This is a genomic window from Rhodopseudomonas infernalis, assembly GCF_022271405.1.
Taxonomy (GTDB): domain Bacteria; phylum Pseudomonadota; class Alphaproteobacteria; order Rhizobiales; family Xanthobacteraceae; genus Rhodopseudomonas; species Rhodopseudomonas infernalis.
Map to the genome: position 1 here is coordinate 42,792 of NZ_JAJNAL010000025.1, position 25,806 is coordinate 68,597.

Here is a 25,806-nt window from a genome sequence, read left to right on the forward strand (position 1 = left end):
GGGGGCCAACCGGCAAAACGATTGACGTGCCAAGGATGATGACCGGACAAAGTTAGCGTTCCGTTTCCACGGACTTCAGGATCTGGTCGAGTTGGGCATAACCTGAGGAAAGGCTGGTCGCCTCGTCCTTGCCCTGGCGCAGAAACTCCTCGAGCGGCTCGTGCAACCGCACCGCCTCGTCGACTTCGGCGCTGGAGCCGGGCCGATAGGCGCCGAGCCGGATCAGCTCTTCCATGTCCGCATAGGTCGCCATCACCTGCCGGGCGCGCTTGATCACCGGCAGATAGGCCGGATCGCAGGAGCGCGGCATCGTGCGCGACACCGATTTCAACACGTTGATCGCAGGGTAGCGGCCGCGCTCGGCGATCGAGCGCTGCATCACGATGTGGCCGTCGAGAATGCCGCGCACCGCGTCGGCGACCGGCTCGTTGTGGTCGTCGCCGTCGACCAGCACCGTGAAGATGCCGCTGATGGTGCCCTCGCCGAGCCCCGGCCCGGCGCGCTCCAGCAGCTTGGGCAGCTCGGTGAACACGGTCGGCGTATAGCCTTTCGCGGTCGGCGGCTCGCCAGCCGACAGGCCGATCTCGCGCTGCGCCATGGCGAAGCGCGTCACCGAATCCATCAGGCAGAGCACATCCTTGTCATCATCGCGGAAATACTCGGCGATCGACAGCGTCAGATAGGCGGCCTGGCGGCGCATCAGCGCCGGCTCGTCCGAGGTGGCGATCACCACCACCGAGCGCGCGAGGCCCTCCTCGCCGAGGTCATCCTGCAGGAACTCCTGCACCTCGCGGCCGCGCTCGCCGATCAGCCCGATGACAGACACCGCGGCGTCGACGTTCCGCGCCAGCATCGAGAGCAGCACCGACTTGCCGACGCCGGAACCGGCGAAGATGCCCATGCGCTGACCGCGGCAGCAGGTGAGGAAGGTGTTTAGAGCGCGCACGCCCAGATCCAGCGGCGCGCCGACCCGCCGTCGCGAGTGAGCGGGCGGCGGCGAATTGCGGAACGCCATCGGTGCCGGCCCCTGCGGCAGCGGCCCCTTGCCGTCGATCGGCTCGCCCAAAGCATTAACGACGCGGCCGAGCCACGCCTGGCACGGCCGCACCTGCGCGGCCGAATTGGCGATCACTGCGCGGCAGCCACGGCGCACGCCTTCGAGCCCGGCGAACGGCATCACCATCGCGTTATTGCCGGTGAAACCGATCACCTCGCACGGGATGGTCCGACTTCCGCCCGTTTCTACGACGATTCTGGCGCCGACCGACATCGCATGGATCGGCCCGGCGATCTCCACCATCAGGCCGCGGACCCCGACCACGCGGCCGTAGATGTTGACGCCGTCGAGATCGCCGATCTGTTCCGCGAGGGCCTTCATTGCGAAACCCTTAAGTTTGTGGGGACCGGTCCTGTCACCTTAACTTCGTGTTTACCCGCATCGTTAATCATTGCGTCACTGTCTTTGGTGGCTGAACGCGCTCGTCCGTCAGAATGAAGGGTGAGTCGCGGGAGTCGGTTGACGCTGACTCTTAATGTGAAACTTGAAGAGGCCCGGTAACAAAAAGCTGCTTCTACGCAATATCTTACGTCGATTCTGCAAAAAATGCACGAACAGACCTTGCGGACCAGAATCAGGATTTGTTAACCATACCTCGTCAGGATCCGAATCAGTTGTTCAGAGGCGTTTCCAGTGCCGCAGGTAGTGCGGACGCCTGACGCCCGGAGCGGCGCTATAAGGGGACTGGCATGCGCGTATTGCTGATTGAAGATGACAGCGCCACTGCGCAGTCGATCGAATTGATGCTCAAATCCGAGAGTTTCAATGTCTACACGACAGATCTCGGTGAAGAAGGCGTCGACCTCGGCAAATTGTACGACTACGACATCATCCTGCTCGATCTGAACCTGCCGGACATGTCCGGCTATGACGTTCTCAAGCAGCTGCGTGTTTCCAAGATCAAGACTCCGATCCTGATCCTGTCCGGCCTCGCCGGCATCGAGGACAAGGTGAAAGGTCTCGGCGTCGGCGCCGACGACTACATGACCAAGCCGTTCCACAAGGACGAGCTGGTCGCCCGCATCCACGCCATCGTCCGCCGTTCCAAGGGCCACGCCCAGTCGGTGATCCAGACCGGCGACCTCGTCGTCAATCTCGACACCAAGACCGTCGAAGTCGGCGGCCAGCGCGTGCATCTGACCGGCAAGGAATATCAGATGCTGGAGCTGCTCTCGCTCCGTAAGGGCACCACGCTCACCAAGGAAATGTTCCTTAACCACCTCTACGGCGGGATGGACGAGCCGGAACTGAAGATCATCGACGTCTTCATCTGCAAGCTGCGCAAGAAGCTCGCGAACGCGTCCGACGGCCGCAACTTCATCGAAACCGTCTGGGGCCGCGGCTACGTGCTGCGCGAACCGAGCGAAGAAGAAGTTCGCATCCCGGCCTGACCGCCGCACAGCCTTTCAAGGAGCGCCCGGTCCAGCGCTCACCTCCCGACTGAACCCCGCCGCAAATGGCGGGGTTATTGTTTGTGCGGACCTCTGCCCTTCGTCATTCCGGGGCGCGCGCACTTGCGCGCGAACCCGGAATCCAGAGGTTGGAGCACACCCCGACGTTGCAACAACTGCGAGATTCCGGGTTCGCGAACTGCGTTCGCACCCCGGAATGACGAATCACTGCGCCAAGGCAGCTCGACGCGTCCGGCCTCAGCCTACGCGCAGGCCGGCGAACTGGCCGAGCGGCTTCGCCGCCGGCACGATCGACGGCGACTTGGCGAGCGTGTTCGGCAGATAGACGCCGCGCCTTGTCGGATGGGGCTTGAAGACGTCGGTCAGGCCGACCACGGTTTCGGCGGCGCCGAGCGCCAGATAGCCATCGGGCTCGAGCCGTTTGGCGAGCCGCTCGAAGATCGACACCTTGGTCTGCTGATCGAAATAGATCAGGACGTTGCGGCAAAAGATCACGTCGAACATGCCGAGCTGCGAATAGTCCTGCAGCAGGTTGAACTGGCGATGCTGAACCATCGCGCGCAGCTCCGGGCTGATCTCCCACAAATCGCCGGTCTGCTTGAAGTACTTGACCAGCAGCTGGATCGGCAGGCCGCGCTGGACTTCGAACTGGCTGAACAGGCCCGATTTCGATTTCGCCAGCACCGACTGCGACAGGTCGGTGGCGACGATCTCGAAGCGCCAGCTGGCGACCGCCGGGCCCATCTCCTTCAGGCACATCGCGATCGAATACGGCTCCTGCCCGGTCGACGACGCCGCGCACCAGATCCGCAAGCTGCGCTTACCGGCCCGCGCTTGCAGCAGCGCGGGCAGGATTTCCTCGCGCAGATGATCGAACGGCAGCTTGTCACGGAAGAAGAAGGTCTCGTTCGTGGTCATTGCTTCGACCACCTCGGCGGTGACCTGCTCGGCCCCGCTCTTCATCTTCTGCACGAGATCGCTGATCCCAGCGTGACCGAGCCGGCGCGCCAGCGGCAGCAACCGACTCTCGATCAGATATTGCTTGTCGGTCGATAGGTCGAGGCCGGAGCGCTCCTTGAGCGTCTTGCGAAGATAGTCGAAATCAGCCGGCGTCACGAACGATCTCCCGAGAACAAGCGAACCAGCTTCGGCCCGATTTGATTGAGTGGCAGCACTGCGGCGCAGATGCCTGCGTTGGCGGCGGCGCCGGGCATGCCCCAGACCACACTGGAAGCTTCGTCCTGGGCGATCACGCTGCCCCCTGCGGCGACGATCTCCTTGCCGCCGCGCATGCCGTCCGATCCCATGCCGGTCAGCACCACCGCAAGAATTCCGCTCTGCCAGACGTCGATCGCCGAGGCGAACAGCGGGTCGACCGCGGGCTTGCAGAAGTTCACCGGCGGACCGTCGTCGAGCGCGATGACCGGATTGCCGCCCTGCTTGACGACGCGCATATGGCGGCCGCCGGGCGCCAGATAGATCCGGCCCGGCTTGACGGCTTCGCCGTCGATGCCCTCGTGCGCCGGCCGGCGCGCAGTGCGCATCAGATGCTCGGCGAGAATCGTCGTGAAGGTCGGCGGCATGTGCTGGGTGATCAGCACCGGATAGCGGTCGATCACCGGGCCGATGTCGGCCACCAGCGACATCAGCGCTTGCGGGCCGCCGGTCGACGAACCGATCAGCAGCACGCGTGGCGCGGTGGGGCCGAACGACCGCTTCACCAGCGCTGCCTGACTGGCCACGCTCGCTGCAGCCGGCTCGCGGTGGCGCTCGAGCACCGGCGCGGCGGGAGCCAGAGAGGGCGCAAGGGCAGTCGCCTTGCGGCGAACCTTGCCGCCGAGGTGACGGATCTTCTGCAGCAAATCGTGCTTGAAGATATCGGCGGCGTGCGGCTCGCGCGTCGATTCCGGCTTGGGGATGTAGTCGGAGGCGCCGAGCGACAACGCCTTGAAGCTGATCTCGGCGTTGCGGCGCGTCAGCGTCGACGCCATGATGATGATCAGGTCGCGCTTCTTGGCGAGCAGCTTCGGCAGCGCCGAAATGCCGTCGAGTTCGGGCATTTCGATGTCGAGCACCGCGACGTCCGGCTTGACGCGGTCGATCTGATTGACGGCGTCGAGCCCGGTGCGCAGCGAGGCGGCAACCACCATGTCGGGCTCTGCTTCGATCCAGCGCGAGATCAGGCCGCGGATAACGACCGAGTCATCGACGATCATCACCCGCAAAGGCTCGTACTGCTTCGAAGTTGCGGTGGAACTACCTGCCAATGCTACACTCATCACTCACCGACGCAACGCAACTTTCCCGCCGCGTCGGGTGACGCGGCGTCGACCACCTTTCGGCGGACTCAGCTCAGATCAGGCCGACTTCCTGAAATTTCGCCGTCACGATGTCCTTGTCGAACGGCTTCATGATGTACTCGTTGGCGCCGGCGTGCAGCGCGCGGGCGATGTGCGCCACGTCGTTCTCGGTGGTGCAGAACACCACCTTCGGCATGTCGCCGCCCGGCATCCGGCGCAGATTGCGCAGGAACTCGTAGCCGTCCATCACCGGCATATTCCAATCGAGCAGCACCGCGTCCGGCAGCCGCTCCTTGCAGACTTCGAGCGCCTTCTCGCCATCTTCGGCCTCCACGATCTCGAACTCGAGACCTTCGAGAATCCGCCGTGCGACCTTTCGGATCACGCTCGAGTCATCGACCACCAAACATGTCTTCATTGTCTGCCTCTGTCAGTCAGCGCCCGAACCAACGGACGGTTGTTGTCGCCGGAAAAATCCGGTTTACGCGGCCATCCGCGCGTTCGAGATTTCGAGCACCTTGTCGACGTCGAGCACGACCATCAGCTGGCCGTCGAGCCGGTGAACACCGTTGGCGAATGACGCCATCCGTGGATCGAGATTGACCGGGTTGACCTCGCGGCCTTCGTCGGGGAGCGTCAGCACCTCGCCGATCGTGTCGATCAGCAGGCCGTAGGACTCGCCGCGCAGATCGACGCCCATCGCCATCGGCGGTTTGCCGTCTTCGTTCCTGGGCAGGCCGAGGCGCGCCCGCATATCGATCGCGGTGACGATGCGGCCGCGCAGATTCAGCACGCCCGCGACATCTTCGGGCGCCAGCGGCACCCGCGTCAGCCGCTCCGGCATGAACACGTCCTGCACACGCGAGATCGGCAGCCCGAACAGCTGCCCGCCGATCATCGCGGTGGCGAATTGGGTGGTGTTGCCGCTGATGGCGTCGACTTGCCGGCTCATCGTCTGGTGTCCTTCCTGGTCCTTCGTCATGCCGCCTGCTGCTGCAGCGCGTCGCCCCGTTCATGGTTCACGGTCTGCTCTTGCAGCGCCGCGATCAGGCCCGGGCGGTCGAATTTGGCGACGTAGTCGGCGAGGCCAGCCTGACGTCCACGCTCGATCGCCGCCGGCGATACCAGCGAGGACAGCGCGATCACCGGCGTCGTCGAGAACTTGGCGTCGGCGCGGATCGCTTCGGCGAACTCGAAGCCGTTCATCTCCGGCATTTCGATATCGGTCAGGATCACGTCGAACTGCGCGCCGGTGCGCAGCACCGACAGGCCTTCGACCGCCGAGGTCGCGAGCCGCACCTTGTAGCCAGCGGCTTTCAGCACCGGGCCGAGCATGTTGCGGAAGAACGCGGAGTCGTCGACCAGCAGCACCGAACGGGTGCTGAGCGACTGTTTCATCTCCTTGCGCGCGAGCCAGTCCGAGAATGCCATCGGCAGGAAGTGCGCGACGTCGATGACTTCGGTCGCCTGCCCCTTGATCACGGCCGACCCCAGAATGCCCTCGCGACTGGAGCCGACCTGGATCTGCAGATGCTCCTCGACGATGTCGACGATCTCGTCAACGACCAGACCCATGCTGCGGTCGTCGTCGGCGAACACCAGGATCGGCTGCACCCCGGTGGTGGCGACGGTGACGCCCTCCATCAGCACCAGAGGCATCAACTGATCGCGATACTGCACCAGATAGCGGCCGTTCGAGGTCTCGATCTTGTCGGCGGCGATCTCTTCGAGCCGGGTGACCAGCGACAGCGGCACCGCCTTCGGCTGCGGCGAGCCCGAGCGAAACACCAGCAGCGAGGTGAGCTGTTCGGTCGAAGCCGCGCGCGTCGCCGCGCTCTGCTCGGACAGATCGTGCTGCGCCGACACGGAGGTGCCGAGCGCCTGCGCGATGCCGTTAGGATCGACGATCATGATCACCGCGCCGTCACCCAGGATGGTGTTGCCGGAGAACATGCCGATGTGCCGCAGCTTGGTCGACATCGGTTTGACGACGATTTCCTCGGTATGAAACACCGCGTCGACGACGATTCCGAAAGTCTGGCTGCCGACCTGGGTCACGACGATGAAGCCGTTCTCGGGCTCGGTCGAGCCGGTGCCGTCGTCGATGTGCAGCAGCTTCTTCAGGTGCATCAGCGGCAGCAGCTTGTCGCGCAGCCGCAGCACCGGAGTGTCCTTGATGCGCTCGATGCGATGCTCGGAATTGGCTCGCGCCCGCACCAGCTCGACCACCGCGAGCTGAGGGATCGCAAAGCGGTCGCCGCCGGCTTCGACGATCAGCGCCGAAACGATCGCCAGCGTCAGCGGAATTTTGATCGTGACGCTGGAACCCTCGCCGGCCACCGACTTGATCTCGATGGTGCCGCCGATCTGATCGATGTTGGTTCGCACCACGTCCATGCCGACGCCGCGGCCCGACACGCTGGTGACTTCTGCAGCGGTCGAAAAGCCCGGCGCGAAGATGAATTTGTGAATCTGCGCCTCGGTCGTCCTCTCGACGTCGGCTTCGCTGACCAGACCGTTGGCAATCGCCTTGGCCTTGATCTTCTCGGTGTTGAGACCGCGGCCGTTGTCGGCGATGCAGATCACGATATGGCCGCCTTCGTGATAGGCGGACAGGCGGATGGTACCCTGCTCGAGCTTACCGTTTCGCACCCGCTCCTCGGGGCGCTCCAGCCCATGGTCGGCGGAGTTGCGCACCATGTGGGTGAGCGGATCCTTGATCAGGTCGAGCACCTGGCGGTCGAGCTCGGTGTCGGCGCCGTGCATTTCGAGTTCGATGTGCTTGCCGAGTTCGGAGGCGAGATCGCGTACGATCCGCGGCAGCTTCTGCCAGGCGTTACCGATCGGCTGCATCCGGGTTTTCATCACGCCGTCCTGCAGCTCGGCCGTGACGGTCGACAGACGCTGCAGCGGCACCTTGAACTCCGTGTCCTCATGGCGGCGGCTGATCTCGAGCAACTGATTGCGGGTCAGCACCAGCTCGGACACCATCGTCATCAGGTGTTCGAGGGTGTCGACGTTGACGCGGATCGACTGGTTGGCGATGCGATCGCCTTCGGCAGGAGCGGCCTCCTGCTCGTTCGCCTTCTTGGCGGCCTTGACGGCCGGCTTCGGCGCAGGCTTGGCAGCCTCGGCGACCGGAGCAGCCACGGCGGCCGGCGGGTCGATCTCCTCCTCGGCGGGAGCCAGCGGCGGCGCGGCGACTTCGATCGCGGTTTCGCGGAAGGCGCGCTCCAGCTCGTCGAGCGACACTTCGCCCGGACGCAGCGGGCGTTCGAGCGTCTGCGACACCAGCGTGCCTTCGGCCACCGCGGCCTCGACGACGACTTCAACTTCGGCAGACGCTTCGGCCACGACCGGCGCAGCCTCGCCGAGCTCGGCAGCCAGCTCCTCCGGCGTGCGCATCGACAACCGTTCGAGCTCGCCGATCAGGTCGCCGTCCTCGCCAGAAGGCTCAGCTTCCGTGGCTTCCAGGCCGCCTAGAATGTCCTTGATGCGGTCGATCGTGGTCAGGATCAGCGTCACGGCTTCGCCGGTCACCGGCATGCCGTCGCGGAATTTGCCCATCAGCGTTTCGGCCGCGTGCGCCAGAGCTTCCAGTCGCGGAAGGCCGAGGAAACCGCAAGTGCCCTTGATGGTGTGCACGAGGCGGAAGACGTTATCGAGAATCTTCGCGTTGTTCGGCTCTTGTTCGAAACGGACCAGTTGGTTGTCAACCGTATCCAGACTCTCGAAGGTTTCCGTCAAAAACTCCCGGAGAAGATCGTCCATGTGCGCTGGCCTCTTTACGCGGGCGCACGGCAACAGCCGTGACCGAATTGTGCGGCCACTGTCTGCGGAAAGCGTTTAATATTAGTTGCGTATCGGGGCCAGGAGCTACCGTAAGAAGACGCGTCGAACGCGTACTAATACCAGGGAAATTTCCTTACCTGGTCTTTACCATGCGCTCCCGGTGTTCAAATCCGGCTCAAACGGCGCTTACCACCAAAGTATCAGCTTCGGGCGCGAGAGTGACGGTCAATCCGCAGGCCTCGGCCAGAAGGCGCGTGTAGTAGGGCTGCACACCATGCGACTCGATCGGTCCGGCGTGCTTGCCGCTGAGCATGTCGACGACATTCTGCGGCGTGCGGACGTTGAGGCCGGCACTGATCACCCGGAACGACAAGGCCTCTCCCTCGCCGACCGGCTCGACGGTGAGCGTGCCACCGCGCGGAATGGTCTGCTGCGCGATGATCAGCATATTGAGCAGCAGCTTCACCCGGTTCTTGGCCAACAGCACGCGCGGCAGATTCCAGGTGATCTTGGTCTTGTCGTCCTCGAAATGGCCGCGGGCCATGTTCTGGGCGTCGCCGAGATCGATCTGGGCACCGGCGGACCCTGCGGCGCCGAACGCCAGCCGGCAGAACTGCAGCCGGGCCGACGCCGTCTTGGCGCTCTTGCGGATCAGGTCGAGGGCGAAATCCTTGTCTTCCTGCTTGTTGCTGTCGTCGAGCACTTCGAGGCCATTGACGATCGCGCCGACCGGGCTGATGAGATCGTGGCAGACCCGAGAGCAGAGCAGCGCGGCCAGTTCGAGCGCATCCGGTGCCGGAGCCTGGACGGGAGTGGGACTGTCGGACATCGGACTGCTCCTCGGAAGCCACGGGGGCGTTCAAACGGCTTGTTCGAAACGAATCAGCCATGGTGCTTGGCTTGATACACTGCGGTCGGTTGCGCTGCCAACATTGGGCCCCGCGCCAGACCGGCCGGACAGGGAGACGGAATGATGGGGAATGGGCACGCGCTGGAGCGAGGACCTTCGATGATCCGCGACACGGCTGCGGCCTGGTTGCAGCCGCTGACCGATCTGGTGGTGCGCGCCGGCGCCGCGATCCTGGAGATCGATCGCTCCGGCAAGGTCGACCACAAGTCCGATGGGTCGCCGGTGACCGCCGCCGACCTCGCCGCGGACCGGGTGATCGCCGAGGGCTTGGCGCAGATCGCGCCGCAACTGCCGACGCTGTCGGAAGAACGCTGCGGCCTCGGCCGTCCTGATGCGCCGAGCTTCTTCGTGATCGATCCGCTCGACGGAACCAAGGAATACGTGTCCGGCCGCGACGAATTCACCGTCAATCTGGCGCTGGTGAGCGATGGCGAGCCGCTGCTCGGCATCGTCGGCGCGCCGGCGCTCGGGGTGATCTGGCGCGGCCTGGTCGGCCACGGCGCAGAGCGGCTGACGGTCGCGGCCGACGGCACGATCACCAGCACCGAGCCGATCCGCACCCGCCCGCTGCCGCCGCCCGGCGCCCCCTGGACAGTGGCGATCAGCCGCTCGCATCTCGATGCGCGCACCCTCGCCTTCATCGCCGAACGCCCCGGCGCCGTGCAGGCCCAGATGGGATCGGCGCTGAAATTCGGCCGGATCGCCGAGGGCGCGGCGGACATCTATCCGCGGATGTCGCCGACCTGCGAATGGGACATCGCCGCCGGCGCCGCCGTGGTGATCGCGGCCGGCGGCAAGCTCACCGACGCCAGCGGCGCGCCGCTGCGGTTCGACGTGCCGCGGCCGAACTTCATCGTGCCGGAATTCATCGCCTGGGGTGACGCTGACGCGGTTTGACCGCCGGACCGCGCTGAAGGCCCTATTCGGCCAGCGTCGTCTGCAGCGCCGGCCATTGCCGCCGGGCCGGTTTCAAGTAGCGCTCCGGATCGGCTGCGAAGGCCGCGCGGCTCTCCTCGCGGGCGAACAGGAACAGCCGCTGTCCGCTGACCAGCCACACCAGCGGATCCCCCGCCACCGGCACGCCGCGCGCAATGCCGACCGGATCGTAACCGCCGAATTGCGGGCCGTAGATCTCCGGGTTGGCAACGAATGCCGCCATGTTGGAGGGATTGCAGAACCGCCAGATCGCGCCGCTCGACGACGCCTCATGATCCGCTTCGCCCATTCGCGCCTCGTGGTCGGTAAAATAGGCGACGGGATCGAAACCGTCGATTGCCAGGCCCGTATAACGATCGACCACCACGCGCTCGGTGGTTGCGGCGACGAGGCTCTGCAACGGAGCTGCGGCGAGCAGCAGCGCGACGAGCCAGATCGTGGCGCATCCGAGGCGAATCCCGTTTCGTTCCTGCCGTTGTGCCGTCATAGTTGAAATCGATAAGCTTCGAATCGTGGGGCGCAGGCGCCACACTAGCCGGGGCAAGTCAGCGTCCGGTTAAGGGATGGGCCGGGGATCGAAGACCCAGGGGTGAGTTGGATGACCATCGTTTCACGTCGTGCTGCGTTGGCGCTGCTTGCGTCGGCGGCCTTGATCGCGCCGGCTGCGGCGCAGCAGCAGCCAATGCCGCCGCGCGCGGCGGCGAGCCCCAACACTTATGGACCGGAAGAATTGACCGCCGCCGGCCATCGCTTCTTCGGCAACGTGTCGCGCGGGCTCGCCTCGGTGATCGAGCGCGCGGTCAGCCAATGGGGTCTGCCCAACGGCTATGTGCTGGGCGAGGAAGGATCGGGCGCGTTCGTGGCCGGCCTGCGCTACGGCGAGGGTACGCTCTACACCAAGAACGCCGGCGATCTGCGGGTGTACTGGCAGGGCCCGTCGGTCGGCTTCGACTGGGGCGGCAACGGTGCCCGCACCATGACGCTGGTCTACAATCTGCCCTCCACCAACGCGATCTATCAGCGCTTCGGCGGCATCGACGGCTCGGCCTATGTGGTCGGCGGCTTCGGCATGACGGCGCTGACCGCGAACAATATCGTGCTGGTGCCGATCCAGTCGGGCATCGGCCTGCGGCTCGGCGCCAATATCGGCTACCTCAAGTTCACCCCGACGGCGACCTGGAATCCCTTCTGAGCGCAGCGGCTCCGGCCGCCCTCATCCCCTGCCGGGATTCACGTTAACGCCGCAACGCACTGGCGCTGCGGCGGCGCTCCGTGGCAATGTGCGGCCGGAATTTCCGGCCGGACGACGACGTTTGCCCGGCGCCTCGTTCGAGCACGGTTCGCCGCACCATCGGTTTCGCCCTCAGACGTCGCGCAGGCGCAATCGGCCCTCCCGGCCGCTCGCGCAGCGTCCCGCTTTTCGGATCTCGGGTAGGAGACATTGATGATCGAGCAGATCATGTATCTGGCGATCGGCTTTCTGGCCGCGATGCTGCTGGCGCTGATGATCGCGCCGCTGGTGCATAATCGCGCGGTGCGGCTGACCACCAAGCGGCTGGAGGCGGCGACGCCGCTGTCGATGGCCGAGATCCAGGCCGACAAGGACCAGCTCCGCGCCGAATTCGCCATGTCGGCGCGGCGGCTGGAGATGAGCGTCGAGCAACTCCGCAACAAGACCACCAGCCAGCTCGCCGAGATCGGCCGCAAAACCGACGCGGTGAACCGCCTCAAGGTCGAGCTCGCCGAGAAGAACGAGGCGATCCTGACGCTGGAGGCGCGCGAAAAGTCGCTCAACGAGCAGCTCCGCACCACCGAGCAGGATTTCGCCGCCAAGATGCAGGAGCTGCGGAGCGCCGAAGCGGCGCTGGCCGAGAAGCAGGCCGAGCTGGCGCGGATCAACACCGAACTGGCCGACCGCTCGATGCTCGCCGACACCCGCCAGGTCGAATTGGTCGCCGTGCGCACCCAGATCGAGGAGCTGCGCGGCCGCGTCAGCGAGGCCGAGCGCGAATTCACCGCGACCCAGACCCGGCTGGAAGCGCAGCGCGGCGAGTCCGCCAGCACCAGCCGCGACCTCACCGACGCCCGCGGCCGCGCCGAACAGCTCGGCAGCCGCGTCGCCGATCTCGATCGCCAGCTGGTCGCGCAGGTCAAGGAAGCCGAACAGCTCGGCGGCCGCGTCGCGGCGCTGGAAGCCGAGAATACCGGACTGCGCGCCGCCGCGGCCGCGGCCGATCAGGAGCTGCAGCAGCTGCGCGGTGGCAAGACCGCCTCCCCGGCCAAGGCCGGTACCGCCGATCTGGCCCGGCTGCAGGCCGAGAAGACGGCGCTCGAACAGCAGCTTCAACAGGCCCGCGACGAGCGCGCCGCCGCGCAACGCGAGCTGACCGCGATCCAGCAGCAGGCCGAGAACAGCTGGGCGACCGAGCGGATGGAGAACGCGCTGCTGCGCGAGCGCATCAACGACATCGCCGCCGAGGTCGCCAAGCTGGCGATGACGCTGGAGGGTCCGGATTCGCCGATCGAAGCGATCCTCGCCGGACAAGGCGCCAGCGCCCCGACCCCCGCCGCAAGGCCGGCCGCTGCGGCCCGCCCCAACGGCGCCGAAGCCCCTGCGGCCCCGGTCGCCGGCGGCACCCTGGCCGAGCGCATCCGCGCCCTGCAGTCCCACGCCTCGCGGGCGCGGCAGATCGGCTGACGATCTATCCGGCTTTGCCGGCGGCCGCTCCGGAGCCGCCGTGAGAACTCGTGACCGCGGTAATTGCGTGAACGACACGGCAAATTCCCGGCTTGCCGCTTGACACCCCCGCCCCTCACTTCGTAAATCGCGCCTCTACGGTCACCGGGACCAGCCGCCACGCGGCCCCGTCCCGACCGGTCCCGGGCGCATAGCTCAGCGGGAGAGCGTTCCCTTCACACGGGAGAGGTCCAAGGTTCGATCCCTTGTGCGCCCACCATTTTTTGCCCTTCAGCTGACATTTTTGATCGGCCTCGGATAAGCCAGAGGGCCTTGGGCTTTCAAGCTCGAACCAGCGCCGGAATATCCAATTGTGGACGTGCACGCACTCCCTGTCGATGGTCGTATTCCGGGGGCAAATCACCGATCGCGGGTGATTGATCAGCACTCAATCGGTCACATTCGTCTCGCAAATTTGTAATCTATAGATTACATTCACCAGCATGATCGACGTTCGCGAAACGCCTGATTTCACCAACTGGCTGGCGGCTCTGGGTGATCAGCGCGCCCGCTTGCACATCGTTCGCCGGATTGAACGGATTGCGGCTGGAAACTTCGGCGACGCCAAGTCGGTTGGGGGAGCGGTCAAGGAGCTTCGTATCGATTACGGACCGGGATACCGAGTTTACTACACGCGGCGCGGTCACGTGGTGGTCATCCTGCTCTGCGGCGGCGACAAGCGGACACAGAGCAAAGACATTCGGAAGGCCAAGGAAATCGAAGAGGCATTGGAGGACTGAGGATGAAAGTCAGCAAGCTGAAGAAATTCAATGCCACCGAGCATCTCCGCACGCCGGAAGCGCGAGCGGAGTATCTGAGCATTGTTCTCGCCGATGGCGATCCCACCGAAGTGCGTGACGCGCTCAATCTGGTCGCCCGAGCGCAGGGCATGAGCGCCGTCGCCAAGGCTGCTGGCGTCACCCGAGAGGGGCTTTACAAGACGCTCGGCGAAAACGGCAATCCCGAATTCGCAACAATCCTGCGCGTGTTCGGCGCGATGGGAATCCGGCTGACGGCAGAACTGGCCGAAGCCAAGCCGAAGAAGAATGCCGTGGCTTGAACTGGCGGCCCGCAAGACGCGGCCACACTCAAAAGAAGGATCAGATCCTGGGCGGCCTACAACATGAGCGGCACTTTACGCACATGCCTCAGGCCCCGTTGGTCGAGACGATCAACAAGCTGCCGACGATCCAGGAATGGTGCGATAAGGACTGGATGCGCAAGCCGGTGAAGCTGGTCGGCCGCCGCGCCAAGACACGGAAGAAGGCCGAGCGCGAGGCTGGCGAGGCGGCATTCGAGACATGGCAGGCCCGGCGGGCGGCTTGACGTGGAATCTGTTAGTGTGGCGCGATGAAACTACGACGCAATGAGCCCTGCCCCTGCGGTAGTGGGAAGCGATTCAAACACTGCCACGGGCGTGAGTTCGGTCCACCCCCCGTTCCGATCCCGATCGCCGATTCCGTGCGATTCGTCTGTTTCGAGACGCATTTAGAGGACTTTCGCTATGCCACAAATGGCGGGACTGCCTTCATAGTACGCCGTAAGGGGATGTATTTCGGCATAACCTGTCGACACGTGCTACAAGGGTTCAGCATCGACGATCTAGTGATAACGGATGCTGCAATGGGTCGAAAAGCAGCAAGCATTAGAGGGATGTACAACCCGAAGTCTCACGGCCAAAGTGAGGGATCGGACCTCGACGACATTTGCATCATCGCCTTCAACGATTCCGAGAAGGATTTTTTCGATGGGGTTTATGACCTCGACAACGAACCAGCAATCGCAAGTGAGCCAGCCCATCGACTCATTGCCACAGGCTTTCTGAAGCAGAGAAGCCACATTGATCCACCAAACATTTTCGTAGGATTGGGCTTTCTTGAATTTCGCGACGCTGGCGTGGCGCAATTTGACCACGCCCTGCGACGAGGATTGGCAACTTACACTAATCCTGGTTTTAGCAGCATCGCGGGAATGAGTGGATCGCCGGTCTATAGCCTCAACAACGAGGCGTTGTGTGGCATGGTGGCGCGAGGCGTACTTGAACCCAATGGAGGGATAATAGTCTACTTCATCGACATTTTCGACATATTGCAGTTTCTCGATGCCGTGGTGATGGGATCACCAGACACCAGCTATACTAAAGACCCGCTGCAACTATAGAGTACCCCGTGGGAGGCGCTAGCGTTGAGTAGTCCGCCGTGCATTTCCCCCGCCCGCATCCCTCCATCTAGTCAGTCACTCCGCTAGCGCGTAGTGCAGTTTGCCGTGAATATCGTATATACAAGACACCCAATATTGATTGTCCTCGCGCCTTACGTAGACTGAATGCGCATTCGGCATCTCATCGTGCGGCCACGTCGCGAAGACGTGCTTCGTCGGGATATACCAGCCGCCGTTACCCTTTTTTTGGGGCGGCCCGACGATTTTCTGCCAAGGCTCTGCGGCGATCAGCTTGGTTAGCTCGGCGGCCTCGGTCCCTTCGGACATAACGTTCTCGCTCTCTTGAATGGACACGATTGGCATGCCGTCATCATCCGTGAAATCTGCGACCCGCACCGCAGCGACCTGTACGGGTGAAAATTGCTTGTTCTGCTCTGCCACAAAATCAGCGCGAGCTTGAACCTTTTCAAAGTCGGAAAGCTTCCGTCTAGCCATGTGTCGTCGTCCTCGATCGAGGCTGAGCATGGAGGTTTAGAGTTCACCATTCAAGCGATGCCGTGCATGAGCCGTGCATAGCTGACTTATTGCCACCTATACCATTGAAAATGCTCAACAGTTCATCCGCGACCCACCCTTCACACGGGAGAGGTCCAAGGTTCGATCCCTTGTGCGCCCACCATTTTTTGCCGCCACATAGTCGGGCTGGTCTAATCTTCCTTATTCACTCATCCTTCGCGCTTACTGCGGCCCGCAATCGCTTTTCAGGTCGACCTCACGACCAAAATATCTCTCTTAGAGATATTGAGAAATGAATTTTTATATGAGATTCTCAAGATGGCGAAGGCGATCGCTTATACTGCCACCGCTGCTCGTACACTGCTCCGGCATGCCAACAAGGCCGAGGCTGATCCGGGACAAGATCGAGCAATACGCACAAGACCCGCGCTCGCAAGCCCACAACGTTAAACCGCTTGTTGGCGTCGACGCGAGTCGGCTCCGTGTGCAGAATTTCCGAGTCTTGTTCAATGAAACAATCGACACGATCGTCATTCTCGACATCGGCCCGCGCGGCGGGATCTACAATTAAGGAGCCGGGAATGCCCGTCATGACCAAGTCTCCAAGCGGAGAGGATATCGTGATCCTGGCGCGCAAGGAGTATGACCGTCTCGTCGCCGCGGCCAGCCAGGATACGGCCGACACAGCAGCGGCCCGTAGCGCGTTGGCGCGGATCAAAACTGGCGAGGAAAGGACGCTGACGAGTGCTGAAGTCGATGCACTGCTCGCGTCAAAAAGCCCCCTCTCCTTCTACCGCAAGCGCGCCGGCTGGACCCAGGCGGCGCTCGCGAAGAGCGTCGGCATCGCCCAAGGGTTTTTGTCGGAGATCGAGGCCGGCCGCAAAACCGGTGACGTAAAAACGCTGCGCAAGATCGCCGACACGCTCGATCTCCAACTCGACGATCTCGTCAGTCCTAAGGACTGCATTCCGATCGGCCAATCAAAGCGAAAGACTTCGCGATGACGGATGCGAAAGGCTTCCCAACAGTTTCGACTGGGTACGACGCTGGGAGCCCGATGAACTTCGGCCGGATTGTAACTCGAAATTCACCATCCTCTCGCTCGCTTGGGAACGAACCAATTTGCTTCAAATTGTTTCGGTGACGACGGAGGGGATCATGGCTCGCATCGACTATCTGAACGACCAGATTTCGCGCGCTGAACGGCTGGCGAAGATGATCGCAGATGAGTTGACCGCTGCCCGGCTGCGGGCGTTTGCGGCGGAGTGCCGGGCGGAGCTGGCGGAGACCGAGCAGCGCGGCGACTTTGCGGGCCTGAGGGTTCGGGCCGTCTGAGACGGAGCCGAGCCGGGCCTTACCCGCCCCTCACCGTCTGGCCTAGCCCCGCACGACGTTCCCGCTTGCTGCAGGTCTTGATGCGGCTGTGACACGATCCCGCGGTTAAAGCGGACTTGGGCACCGCACCAATTGATCCGGCACAATGCGGTCGCACCCGACCTTCGTTTAGCGGAGGACCAGATGGCCCACAGAGCATCGGCGGGAGGCGACGGACAATGGCTCACACGCTTGAACAGACGATCAACGCGTTGCTCGAACAGGAGCCGGCGCTGCGCCAATGGCTCGAGCAGATGCGCGCGCTGATCCGCGATACCCGCGGGGTGACGGCGATCGCCGGGCTGACGCCGGCGGAGACCGAGGAATTCCTGCGACTGGATCCGCGGCTGCGCGCCCATCGCGGCGCGATGACGGCGGCCGAGTTCGAGATAGCGAGCGTGCGCCACGCCGAACTCAAGAACCGCATCGACGCCGCGTTGCAGGACGACGCGATCGAGAGCCTGAGCGATTGGGGCGGCGTCCCCGCACGCGGCTGATGCAGATTTTGCCGTAGCGTGGGTTGAGCGGAGCGAAACCCACGGCGGTGGTCGGCGCAGGGCAGTTCATCTCGATGGTGCGACGCGTGGCGATGGGTTTCGCTGCGCTCAACCCATCCTACGATCATGCCATCCTGGTAACCTATCCTGCGGCGTGCCGCTCAGGCGGCCGCGTGGGTAGCGTGCGGGCCGACCGGTTTGCAAAACTTACTGACCAGCCAGGACGACAACACCGCCGGCACCAAGCCGACCAGGCCGTAGAGCAGCAATTGCACGGCCCCGGCGTCGGCGCCGCGGTTGGAATAGAGAAACGCGGTGAAGACGAAGCCGATCGTGCCGACGATCAGCAGCCGCAGCGGCGGCTTGATCACGCGGATGTGGCAGATGATGTCGTCGATCGCCGCCAGCATCAGCGCCGGCAGCAGGCCGAACAGGTAGCTGTATTGCAGCGACTTGAACATCACGACGAAGAACTTCTGCACCTCCCTCAGGTCGGTGTGCATCCAGTAGCCCGACAGATAGCTGGTCGCGAACAAGAGCAGCAGTCCGCCGACGAACGGCCCGATTGCGCCGAAAATCAGATATCGCTTCATGCCAACTCCCTCGCGACTTCCCACGCTACGCCCGCTGAGCCGTCACCGACAACTGCCCGACGCGGCTCGACCGGCGACAAGCGACGACGGTTACATCCGCACTTCGATCAGGCTCGGTCCGCCGCCGCGGACGCCGGCCTCGAGCGCGGCGTTGAGTTCGTCGGCGGTCGACACCGCGCGGCCGGGAACGCCCATGCCCTTCGCCAGCGACACCCAATCCAGATCCGGCCGGTCGAGCGTCAGCATGTCCTCCGCCCGCTTGCCGGGCAAGCCGGCACCGACGCCGTCGAACTCGCCTCTGAGGATCTGGTACTTGCGGTTGGCGAACACAACGGTGGTGACGTCGAGATTTTCGCGCGCCTGCGTCCACAACGCCTGCAGCGTGTACATCGCGCTGCCGTCACCGACCAGGCAGATCACCTTGCGATCCGGGCACGCCACCGCGGCGCCGACCGCGACCGGCGGCGAGAAGCCGATCGAGCCGCCCATGTTCTGCAGCCAGTCGTGCGGCGCGGCCGCGGCGGTCGGCGGGAAGAAACCGCGGCCGCTGGTGATCGACTCGTCGATGACGATAGCGTTCTCCGGAATCGCGACCGCGATCGCCTGAGCGATCGACGCCAGCGTCAGCGTGCCGGTCGGCTTGGCGATATCGACCAGCGTCTGCGGCTGGGCGTCGGACGCCTTGGCACCGAGTGCGCCGGCCAGCGCTTCGAGCGCGCCCTCGGAATTGTCGCCGGCGTCGGTCATGCGATGGGCCTCGCAGCCCTCCGGCTTCAGCAGGCTCGGCTTGTCCGGATAGGCGAAGAACGCCACCGGATCCATCGCCTCGACCAGCACGATGTGGCGGAAATCCTTCAGCACCGGCAGCGCCGCCTCGACCACGTACGGGATGCGCTCGATCGAGGTGCGGCCGCGGCCGCGCGCCATCCGCGGGTTGTAGGTCTGGCCCATCACCTTGCAGCCGGTCTTGCCGGCGATCCGCGCCGCCATGGCCAGCCCGCGCTCGGTGAGCGCGTTGCCGGATAGCAGCAGCAGCGTCGGCTCGCCGGAGCGCAGCACCCGCGCAGCGGCTTCGACCGCATGCGGCGAGTAGCTCGGCCGCTGCTGATCGGCCGGCACGTCGGCGATGCCGTCGGCCTCGTTCCAGGCGGTGTCGGCCGGCAGGATCAGCGTCGCGATCTGCGGCGGCGAACTCTTCGCCGCGGCGATCGCCGCAGCGCCGTCGCGCGCGACCGATCTGGCGTCCGGCGAGGTCCGAACCCAGGACGACATCGGCCGCGCCAGGCCCTCGATGTCGGAGGTCAGCGGCGCGTTGTAGTCGATGTGGTAGGTGGCATGCTGGCCGACGATGTTGACGATGCCGGAATTCGCCTTCTTGGCGTTGTGAAGATTAGCAAGCCCATTGGCGAGGCCGGGGCCGAGATGCAGCAGCGTGGAAGCCGGCGTCCGCTTCATCCGGAAGTAGCCGTCGGCCGCGCCGGTCACCACGCCTTCGAACAGCCCGAGCACGCAGCGCATGCCTTCGACGCGATCGAGCGCGGCCACGAAGTGCATCTCGGATGTGCCGGGATTCGCGAAGCAGACGTCCACGCCGCCATGCACGAGCGTCCTCACCAGGCTTTCGGCGCCGTTCATCGTTTCTCTCCCTGTTCTGTCACATCCCTGACGATCAATCATTGTTGAACGCGTTCGTCAAAGGGGCGAACGCGCCGGACTGCGTTGCCCGGCAAGCCCCTAGATAGGGCGGTGTCACCACAACGACTTGCGCAAACGCCATGATTGTGGCCTGTCTTGGGTCGGACTCTGACGATTGCGAGGTTCACGATGGTTCGCTCCGCTGCCCGCCTGTTCGCGCTCGCCGCTACGCTCGTTGCCGCCGCAATGTCCCAGGCTTCGGCCCAGGAAGACATGCGAGCCGTGATGGGGTTTGGGCCGTTCTTCCGCTCGGGGCCGGCCGCCAGCCCCATTCCGCGCGAACGCGTCAGCTTCATGGGCAACTACGCTCCCGGAACCATCGTGATCAGCACCTCCGAGCGGCGGCTGTATCTGGTCGAGCCCGGCGGCAGCGCGCTGCGCTACGGCATCGGCGTCGGCCGCGACGGGTTCCGCTGGGCGGGCGTCCACCGCATCACCGCCAAGAAGGAGTGGCCGAGCTGGACGCCGCCGGCGCAGATGCTGCGCCGCCGCCCCGACCTGCCGCGCCACATGGCCGGCGGCGAGGACAATCCGCTCGGCGCGCGGGCGATGTATCTCGGCTCGACGCTGTACCGGATCCACGGCTCCAACGAGCCGGAAACGATCGGCCAGGCGGTATCGTCCGGCTGCTTCCGGATGACCAACGAGGACGTGGTCGACCTGTACGACCGGGTCCGGGTCGGCGCCACGGTGATCGTGCGGAATTGACGCTGCGGGGTGTGCAGCCCCGCTTCTTCCAATTACGGGTTGTGCGCCGCGGCAGTTTCCGGCAGCGTTCGGCTATGACGTGCGGTCGCACCAGGCGTTTTCTCGGCCCCGCGCTCGCGGCGATCCTCGCCGTGGCAGCGGACTCGGCGCCGTCACTCGCCGCCGACACCACCGACATTTCCGCCAACCAGCGCGCCGACAAGCGCGACTTCACCGACAGCCAGATCTTCGACGGCTTCTTCAAGACCGCATTCGGCGCTGAGTATCACCTCGCCGGGCGGGTCGACCGCATCCGCAAATTCGAAGGCCCGGTGCGTGTCTACGCCGAAGGCGAGACCCATCCGGATCGCCGCGCCCAGCTCGCCCGCGTCGTCGCCGACATCGCCAAGCGCATCCGCCACATCGACATCGCCATCACCGACGATGCCGACGAGGCCAACGTCACCGTCCACCTCGTCCGCGACAAGAACCTGAACAAGACGATTCAGACCTTCTACGGCGCCGAGCGCGCCAAGGAGATCCGCGAGTCGCTCGATCCGCAATGCCTGTCGGGCTTTCGCAAGAACGACAAGTTCGAGATCGAGCACGCCGACGTGATCCTGACGATCGACAACGGCGACTTCGTCTTCCTCGACTGCGCCTACGAAGAACTGCTGCAATCGCTGGGCCCGATCAACGACACCGACGAGGTGCCGTGGACGATGTTCAACGACGACGTCCAGAAGGGGTACTTCGACGTCTACGATCAGTACCTGATGAACATCCTGTACCACCCGGAGATCAAGCCGGGCATGACCGTGCAACAGGTCAAAGCCGTGCTGCCGCAAGTGATGGCCGACGTGCGGAGCTTCGTCGGCAGGGTGAACGGACTGGGGCAGTAGGCGCAGGCCGCGTCCCGAGCGCCAGATTTCGGCCTCCAGCTGAGCACTCATCCCTCCGTCATTCCGGGGCGCGCGAAGCGCGAACCCGGAATCCATAACCCCCGGTCTATCGGCTGGTCATCCTCGATCGCCATTCACCACAAGCGCTGCGGCGTATGGATTCCGGGTTCGCCGCTGCGCGGCGCCCCGGAATGACGAGCTGAAAGACTGTTGCTCTACGCCGTCTTGGTGAACAGTTCGCGGCCGATCAGCATGCGGCGGATTTCGCTGGTGCCGGCGCCGATCTCGTAGAGCTTGGCGTCGCGCAGCAGGCGGCCGGTCGGGTAGTCGTTGATGTAGCCGTTGCCGCCGAGCAGCTGGATGGCGTCGAGCGCGCATTGGGTCGCACGTTCCGCGGCGTAGAGGATCGCGCCGGCGGCGTCCTCGCGGGTGGTCTCGCCGCGGTCGCAGGCCTTCGCCACCGCATAGACGTAGGCGCGCGACGCATTCATCGTCACGTACATGTCGGCGACCTTGCCCTGCACCAGCTGGAAGTTGCCGATCGGCTCGCCGAACTGCTTGCGCTCGTGCACATAGGGCATCACCACATCCATGCAGGCCTGCATGATGCCGAGCGGACCGGCGGCCAGCACGGCGCGCTCGTAGTCGAGCCCGCTCATCAGCACGTTGACGCCGCGGCCTACCTCGCCGAGCACGTTCTCTTCCGGCACTTCGCAGTCCTCGAACACCAGCTCGCAGGTGTCGGAGCCGCGCATGCCGAGTTTGTCGAGTTTTTGCGCGGTGCTGAACCCCTTGAAACCCTTCTCGATCAGAAACGCCGTCATGCCACGCGGGCCGGCGTTCGGATCGGTCTTGGCGTACACCACCAGCGTCTCGGCGACCGGGCCGTTGGTGATCCACATTTTGTTGCCATTGAGGACGTAACGGTCGCCCTTCTTGTCGGCGCGGGTCTTCATCGACACCACGTCGGAGCCTGCGCCGGGCTCGGACATCGCCAGCGCGCCGACGTGTTCGCCCGAGATCAGTTTCGGCAAGTACTTGCGCTTCTGCGCCTCATTGCCGTTGCGACGCAGCTGATTGATGCAGAGATTGGAATGCGCCCCATAGGACAGGCCGACCGAAGCCGAGGCGCGCGAGATCTCCTCCATCGCGATGCAGTGCTCGAGATAGCCGAGCCCGGCGCCGCCGTAGTCTTCCTCGACCGTGATGCCGTGCAGGCCAAGTTCGCCGAGCTTCGGCCACAGGTCGCGCGGAAACGTATTGGTCTTGTCGATGGCCTCGGCGCGCGGGGCGATCTCGTCCGCCGCGAACGCCCGCACCGTTTCGCGGATCGCGTCGGCCGTCTCGCCGAGATCGAAATTGAACAGGCTCTGCGCGTTCGAAATCATGGTCGGGCTGTCTCCACTCATCGGCGCGGCCGGACCGCGCGTCTCGTGTTCTGGTTGGTCGGCACCATGTCATGACGCCGCAGGACTGAGAAGGCTCCAAAGGTCGCCGCGGCGCGCGCCCGGGCACTTTGCCAGCGCCTCGACACAAAACCTGACCGGACAGAAAGCCCACCTTGAAATCAGCCTGTTCGCGGCCCCGCCGGCACGCGGGATGCCTTGCTCTCGCCCGCGCAACCGGTTGTAATCGCCGCCGACGGACCGCCGCGATCAGACGGCGGCCAGAACAAGACCGATCGCCGCGACGCGGACGATCGGCGGGAAACGCGACCATACAGAAAGGGCCACGCATGCACGGCACAATCGAGATCGACAAAGCCGCCCGCCAACGCGCAGCGCGTGAGGAAGCCTATGCGACCCCGCTGAAGGACTTCCACCCCGGCGCGCCGCGGCATTTCCGCGACGATACGCTATGGCCCTGGTTCGAACGGCTGCGCGCCGAGGAGCCGGTGCATTATTGCACCAACGCGCCGATCGAGCCGTATTGGAGCGTCGTCAAGTACAACGACATCATGCATGTCGACACCAGCCATCAGGTGTTCTCGTCGGACTCCACGCTGGGCGGGATCTCGATCCGCGACGCCCCGCCCGGCTACGACTGGCCGAGCTTCATCGCGATGGACGAGCCGCGGCACTCGGCGCAGCGCAAGACGGTGTCGCCGATGTTCACGCCGCAGCATCTCGACGAACTCGCGGTGCTGATCCGTCAGCGCACCCGCAAGGTGCTGGACGGCCTGCCGCGTGGCGAGACCTTCAACTTCGTCGACCGCGTCTCGATCGAGCTGACCACCCAGATGCTCGCCACGCTGTTCGACTTCCCGTTCGACGAACGGCGCAAGCTGACGCGCTGGTCCGACGTCGCCACCGCGCTGCCCAAGAGCGGCGTGGTCGATTCCGAACAGCAGCGCCGCGACGAACTCAACGAGTGTGCGGCCACCTTCGCTCAGCTGTGGAACGAACGGGTAAATTCCGAACCGCGGAATGATCTGTTGTCGATGATGGCGCACCATGACGCGACCCGCCACATGGACCGCGACAATCTGCTGGGCAATCTCATCCTGCTGATCGTCGGCGGCAACGACACCACCCGCAACACCATGACCGGCTCGGTGCTGGCGCTGAACGAGAACCCGGACGAATTCGCCAAGCTGCGCGCCAATCCGAAGCTGATCGACACCATGGTACCCGAGGTGATCCGCTGGCAGACGCCGCTGGCGCATATGCGCCGCACCGCGCTTGCCGACACCGAGCTCGGCGGCAAGACCATCCGAAAGGGCGATCGCGTCGTGATGTGGTACGTCTCCGGCAACCGCGACGACGAGGTGATCGAGCGGCCGAACGAATTCATCATCGACCGCAAGCGGCCGAAGATTCACCTGTCGTTCGGCTTCGGCATCCACCGCTGCGTGGGCATGCGGCTGGCGGAACTACAGCTCCGCATCGTCTGGGAGGAAATGCTGGCCAGGTTTGACCGCATCGAAGTTGTCGGGGAGCCGAAGCGGGTGTATTCGAGCTTCGTCAAGGGCTACGAGTCCTTGCCGGTTCGCATTTCCTGACCTCCCCCAAGAAAAAGAAGACAGCCTCGACAATGAAACATCATGCCGCCGCGGAGCAGGACGAATTCCACGATATCCGCGACGCCGTCGCCAAACTGTGCGCGCAGTTTCCGGGCGAATACTGGCGCAAGCTCGACCGTGACATGGCCTATCCCAAGGCATTCGTCGATGCCCTCACCGAGGCCGGCTATCTGTCGGTGCTGATCCCCGAGGAATACGGCGGCGTCGGGCTGAAGCTCTCGGCCGCGGCGGCGATCCTCGAAGAGATTCAGCGCGCCGGTTGTAACGGCGGCGGCTGTCACGCCCAGATGTACACCATGGGTACTCTGCTCCGCCACGGCAGCGATGAGCAGAAGGCGAAGTGGCTGCCGAAGATCGCATCGGGCGAATTGCGGCTGCAGGCGTTCGGCGTCACCGAGCCGACGTCGGGCACCGACACCACCTCGCTGAAGACCTTTGCCAAGAAGGATGCCAACGGCGACTACGTGGTCAACGGCCAGAAGATCTGGACCAGCCGCGCCGAATATTCCGACCTGATGATCCTCTTGGCGCGCACCACGCCGAAGGATCAGGCGGCGAAGAAGACCGAAGGCCTTTCGGTGTTCCTGGTCGACATGCGCGAAGCGCGTGGCAATGGCCTGGAGATCCGCCCGATCCGCACCATGATGAACCACGCCACCACCGAAGTGTTCATCACCGACCTCAAGGTGCCGAAGGAGAATCTGATCGGCGAGGAAGGCAAGGGCTTCCGCTACATCCTGTCCGGCATGAACGCCGAGCGCATCCTGATCGCCTCGGAATGCGTCGGTGATGCGAAGTGGTTCATCGCCAAGGCGACCAACTACGCCAAGGACCGCGTCGTGTTCGGCCGGCCGATCGGCCAGAACCAGGGCATCCAGTTTCCGATCGCCAAGGCCTACGCGAATATGCGCGCCGCCGAACTGATGGTGAAGGAAGCGACCCGGAAGTACGAAGCCGGCATGGACTGCGGCGCCGAGGCCAACATGGCCAAGATGCTGGCCGCCGACGCCTCGTTCGAAGCCGCCAATGCCTGCGTCCAGACCCACGGCGGCTTCGGCTTCGCCGAGGAATACGACGTCGAGCGCAAGTTCCGCGAGACCCGGCTGTACCAGGTCGCGCCGATTTCCACCAATTTGATCCTGTCGCATCTCGCCGAGCACGTCCTCGGCATGCCGCGGTCGTATTGAGGGTCGGTCATGCTGATCAGCTTCGCAAT

The 25,806-nt window shown here is 64.4% G+C and carries 27 protein-coding genes, 1 tRNA gene and 1 pseudogene; 17 read left to right on the forward strand and 12 right to left on the reverse strand.

What is annotated here, in order from left to right; genetic code table 11:
• Window positions 1-52: 52 nt before the first annotated feature.
• Window positions 53-1,378, reverse strand: coding sequence for a flagellar protein export ATPase FliI (fliI, locus tag LPW26_RS16835; protein WP_238736634.1), 1,326 nt, complete (start codon window positions 1,376-1,378; stop codon window positions 53-55).
• A gap of 368 nt (window positions 1,379-1,746) precedes the next feature.
• Between fliI and ctrA the strand changes: the two genes are divergently transcribed.
• Complete coding sequence (gene ctrA, locus LPW26_RS16840) at window positions 1,747-2,448, forward strand: response regulator transcription factor CtrA (protein WP_238736635.1); 702 nt, start codon at window positions 1,747-1,749, stop codon at window positions 2,446-2,448.
• Window positions 2,449-2,706: 258 nt separating this feature from the next.
• Here ctrA and LPW26_RS16845 read toward each other — a convergent pair whose 3' ends face one another.
• From LPW26_RS16845 to chpT, 6 genes are all read right to left on the reverse strand, one after another.
• Window positions 2,707-3,585, reverse strand: a complete 879-nt coding sequence (locus LPW26_RS16845) for a CheR family methyltransferase (RefSeq protein WP_238736636.1) — start codon at window positions 3,583-3,585, stop codon at window positions 2,707-2,709.
• A complete protein-coding gene (locus LPW26_RS16850) occupies window positions 3,582-4,748 on the reverse strand; it encodes a protein-glutamate methylesterase/protein-glutamine glutaminase (protein WP_238736637.1) in 1,167 nt (388 codons plus the stop codon). The genes LPW26_RS16845 and LPW26_RS16850 overlap by 4 nt, the downstream gene beginning before the upstream one ends.
• A 73-nt stretch (window positions 4,749-4,821) precedes the next feature.
• On the reverse strand, window positions 4,822-5,187 hold the full coding sequence (locus tag LPW26_RS16855; RefSeq protein WP_238736638.1) for a response regulator: 366 nt from the start codon (window positions 5,185-5,187) through the stop codon (window positions 4,822-4,824).
• 63 nt (window positions 5,188-5,250) lie between these two features.
• The gene (locus LPW26_RS16860; RefSeq protein ID WP_238736639.1) at window positions 5,251-5,721 is read right to left on the reverse strand and encodes a chemotaxis protein CheW; all 471 of its coding nucleotides are present in this window, start codon (window positions 5,719-5,721) and stop codon (window positions 5,251-5,253) included.
• A 26-nt stretch (window positions 5,722-5,747) separates the two neighbouring features.
• Window positions 5,748-8,540 (reverse strand): hybrid sensor histidine kinase/response regulator, encoded by a 2,793-nt coding sequence (locus LPW26_RS16865; protein WP_238736640.1) that lies wholly within the window; start codon window positions 8,538-8,540, stop codon window positions 5,748-5,750.
• A gap of 196 nt (window positions 8,541-8,736) precedes the next feature.
• Window positions 8,737-9,390 carry a histidine phosphotransferase ChpT gene (gene chpT / locus LPW26_RS16870; protein WP_238736641.1) on the reverse strand — a complete coding sequence of 218 codons (654 nt, stop codon included), beginning with the start codon at window positions 9,388-9,390 and terminating at the stop codon, window positions 8,737-8,739.
• Window positions 9,391-9,570: 180 nt separating this feature from the next.
• On the opposite strand from chpT, the gene LPW26_RS16875 reads away from it, so the two are divergent.
• Window positions 9,571-10,368 carry a 3'(2'),5'-bisphosphate nucleotidase CysQ family protein gene (locus LPW26_RS16875; protein WP_238736642.1) on the forward strand — a complete coding sequence of 266 codons (798 nt, stop codon included), beginning with the start codon at window positions 9,571-9,573 and terminating at the stop codon, window positions 10,366-10,368.
• Between the two features lie 22 nt (window positions 10,369-10,390).
• On the opposite strand, the gene LPW26_RS16880 is transcribed toward LPW26_RS16875, so the two are convergent.
• The gene (locus tag LPW26_RS16880) at window positions 10,391-10,894 is read right to left on the reverse strand and encodes a YHS domain-containing (seleno)protein (RefSeq protein WP_238736643.1); all 504 of its coding nucleotides are present in this window, start codon (window positions 10,892-10,894) and stop codon (window positions 10,391-10,393) included.
• A 111-nt stretch (window positions 10,895-11,005) separates the two neighbouring features.
• Between LPW26_RS16880 and LPW26_RS16885 the strand changes: the two genes are divergently transcribed.
• The 8 genes and pseudogenes from LPW26_RS16885 to LPW26_RS16915 all read left to right on the forward strand — a co-directional run bounded on the left by LPW26_RS16885 (window position 11,006) and on the right by LPW26_RS16915 (window position 15,304).
• Complete coding sequence (locus LPW26_RS16885) at window positions 11,006-11,599, forward strand: DUF1134 domain-containing protein (RefSeq protein WP_238736644.1); 594 nt, start codon at window positions 11,006-11,008, stop codon at window positions 11,597-11,599.
• A gap of 252 nt (window positions 11,600-11,851) precedes the next feature.
• The gene (locus LPW26_RS16890) at window positions 11,852-13,105 is read left to right on the forward strand and encodes a coiled-coil domain-containing protein (protein ID WP_238736645.1); all 1,254 of its coding nucleotides are present in this window, start codon (window positions 11,852-11,854) and stop codon (window positions 13,103-13,105) included.
• 184 nt (window positions 13,106-13,289) lie between these two features.
• A tRNA-Val gene (locus LPW26_RS16895) sits at window positions 13,290-13,364 on the forward strand.
• Window positions 13,365-13,587: 223 nt separating this feature from the next.
• Complete coding sequence (locus tag LPW26_RS16900) at window positions 13,588-13,884, forward strand: type II toxin-antitoxin system RelE/ParE family toxin (protein WP_238736646.1); 297 nt, start codon at window positions 13,588-13,590, stop codon at window positions 13,882-13,884.
• A 2-nt stretch (window positions 13,885-13,886) separates the two neighbouring features.
• Window positions 13,887-14,204, forward strand: a complete 318-nt coding sequence (locus tag LPW26_RS16905; RefSeq protein WP_238736647.1) for an addiction module antidote protein — start codon at window positions 13,887-13,889, stop codon at window positions 14,202-14,204.
• Window positions 14,205-14,287: 83 nt separating this feature from the next.
• The gene (locus LPW26_RS16910) at window positions 14,288-14,470 is read left to right on the forward strand and encodes a hypothetical protein (protein WP_238736648.1); all 183 of its coding nucleotides are present in this window, start codon (window positions 14,288-14,290) and stop codon (window positions 14,468-14,470) included.
• Window positions 14,471-14,494: 24 nt separating this feature from the next.
• Window positions 14,495-14,563: pseudogene (locus LPW26_RS25410) on the forward strand (SEC-C metal-binding domain-containing protein); the annotation flags it as partial.
• A 204-nt stretch (window positions 14,564-14,767) separates the two neighbouring features.
• Window positions 14,768-15,304 carry a hypothetical protein gene (locus tag LPW26_RS16915; RefSeq protein WP_238736649.1) on the forward strand — a complete coding sequence of 179 codons (537 nt, stop codon included), beginning with the start codon at window positions 14,768-14,770 and terminating at the stop codon, window positions 15,302-15,304.
• A 75-nt stretch (window positions 15,305-15,379) separates the two neighbouring features.
• Here the strand turns inward: LPW26_RS16915 and LPW26_RS16920 are convergent, their stop codons facing one another.
• Window positions 15,380-15,799, reverse strand: a complete 420-nt coding sequence (locus LPW26_RS16920; protein WP_238736650.1) for a hypothetical protein — start codon at window positions 15,797-15,799, stop codon at window positions 15,380-15,382.
• A gap of 602 nt (window positions 15,800-16,401) precedes the next feature.
• Here LPW26_RS16920 and LPW26_RS16925 point away from each other — a divergent pair.
• From LPW26_RS16925 to LPW26_RS16935, 3 genes are all read left to right on the forward strand, one after another.
• Window positions 16,402-16,824 (forward strand): helix-turn-helix transcriptional regulator, encoded by a 423-nt coding sequence (locus tag LPW26_RS16925; protein ID WP_238736651.1) that lies wholly within the window; start codon window positions 16,402-16,404, stop codon window positions 16,822-16,824.
• Between the two features lie 154 nt (window positions 16,825-16,978).
• On the forward strand, window positions 16,979-17,155 hold the full coding sequence (locus LPW26_RS16930) for a hypothetical protein (protein WP_238736652.1): 177 nt from the start codon (window positions 16,979-16,981) through the stop codon (window positions 17,153-17,155).
• A 218-nt stretch (window positions 17,156-17,373) separates the two neighbouring features.
• Entirely contained in the window at window positions 17,374-17,691 is a 318-nt protein-coding gene (locus tag LPW26_RS16935) for a hypothetical protein (RefSeq protein ID WP_238736653.1), read from the forward strand.
• A gap of 161 nt (window positions 17,692-17,852) precedes the next feature.
• Here LPW26_RS16935 and LPW26_RS16940 read toward each other — a convergent pair whose 3' ends face one another.
• Both LPW26_RS16940 and LPW26_RS16945 read right to left on the reverse strand, forming a co-directional pair.
• Window positions 17,853-18,284 carry a DUF5413 family protein gene (locus LPW26_RS16940; protein ID WP_238736654.1) on the reverse strand — a complete coding sequence of 144 codons (432 nt, stop codon included), beginning with the start codon at window positions 18,282-18,284 and terminating at the stop codon, window positions 17,853-17,855.
• A gap of 90 nt (window positions 18,285-18,374) precedes the next feature.
• Window positions 18,375-19,919, reverse strand: a complete 1,545-nt coding sequence (locus tag LPW26_RS16945) for an acetolactate synthase large subunit (RefSeq protein WP_238736655.1) — start codon at window positions 19,917-19,919, stop codon at window positions 18,375-18,377.
• A 189-nt stretch (window positions 19,920-20,108) separates the two neighbouring features.
• On the opposite strand from LPW26_RS16945, the gene LPW26_RS16950 reads away from it, so the two are divergent.
• Both LPW26_RS16950 and LPW26_RS16955 read left to right on the forward strand, forming a co-directional pair.
• Complete coding sequence (locus LPW26_RS16950; RefSeq protein ID WP_406677763.1) at window positions 20,109-20,687, forward strand: L,D-transpeptidase; 579 nt, start codon at window positions 20,109-20,111, stop codon at window positions 20,685-20,687.
• A gap of 74 nt (window positions 20,688-20,761) precedes the next feature.
• The gene (locus LPW26_RS16955) at window positions 20,762-21,568 is read left to right on the forward strand and encodes a DUF2927 domain-containing protein (RefSeq protein ID WP_238736656.1); all 807 of its coding nucleotides are present in this window, start codon (window positions 20,762-20,764) and stop codon (window positions 21,566-21,568) included.
• Window positions 21,569-21,783: 215 nt separating this feature from the next.
• On the opposite strand, the gene LPW26_RS16960 is transcribed toward LPW26_RS16955, so the two are convergent.
• On the reverse strand, window positions 21,784-22,956 hold the full coding sequence (locus LPW26_RS16960) for an isovaleryl-CoA dehydrogenase (protein WP_238736657.1): 1,173 nt from the start codon (window positions 22,954-22,956) through the stop codon (window positions 21,784-21,786).
• Window positions 22,957-23,303: 347 nt separating this feature from the next.
• On the opposite strand from LPW26_RS16960, the gene LPW26_RS16965 reads away from it, so the two are divergent.
• Complete coding sequence (locus LPW26_RS16965) at window positions 23,304-24,569, forward strand: cytochrome P450 (protein ID WP_238736658.1); 1,266 nt, start codon at window positions 23,304-23,306, stop codon at window positions 24,567-24,569.
• A 32-nt stretch (window positions 24,570-24,601) separates the two neighbouring features.
• Window positions 24,602-25,777, forward strand: a complete 1,176-nt coding sequence (locus LPW26_RS16970; RefSeq protein ID WP_238736659.1) for an acyl-CoA dehydrogenase family protein — start codon at window positions 24,602-24,604, stop codon at window positions 25,775-25,777.
• Window positions 25,778-25,806 lie beyond the last annotated feature (29 nt).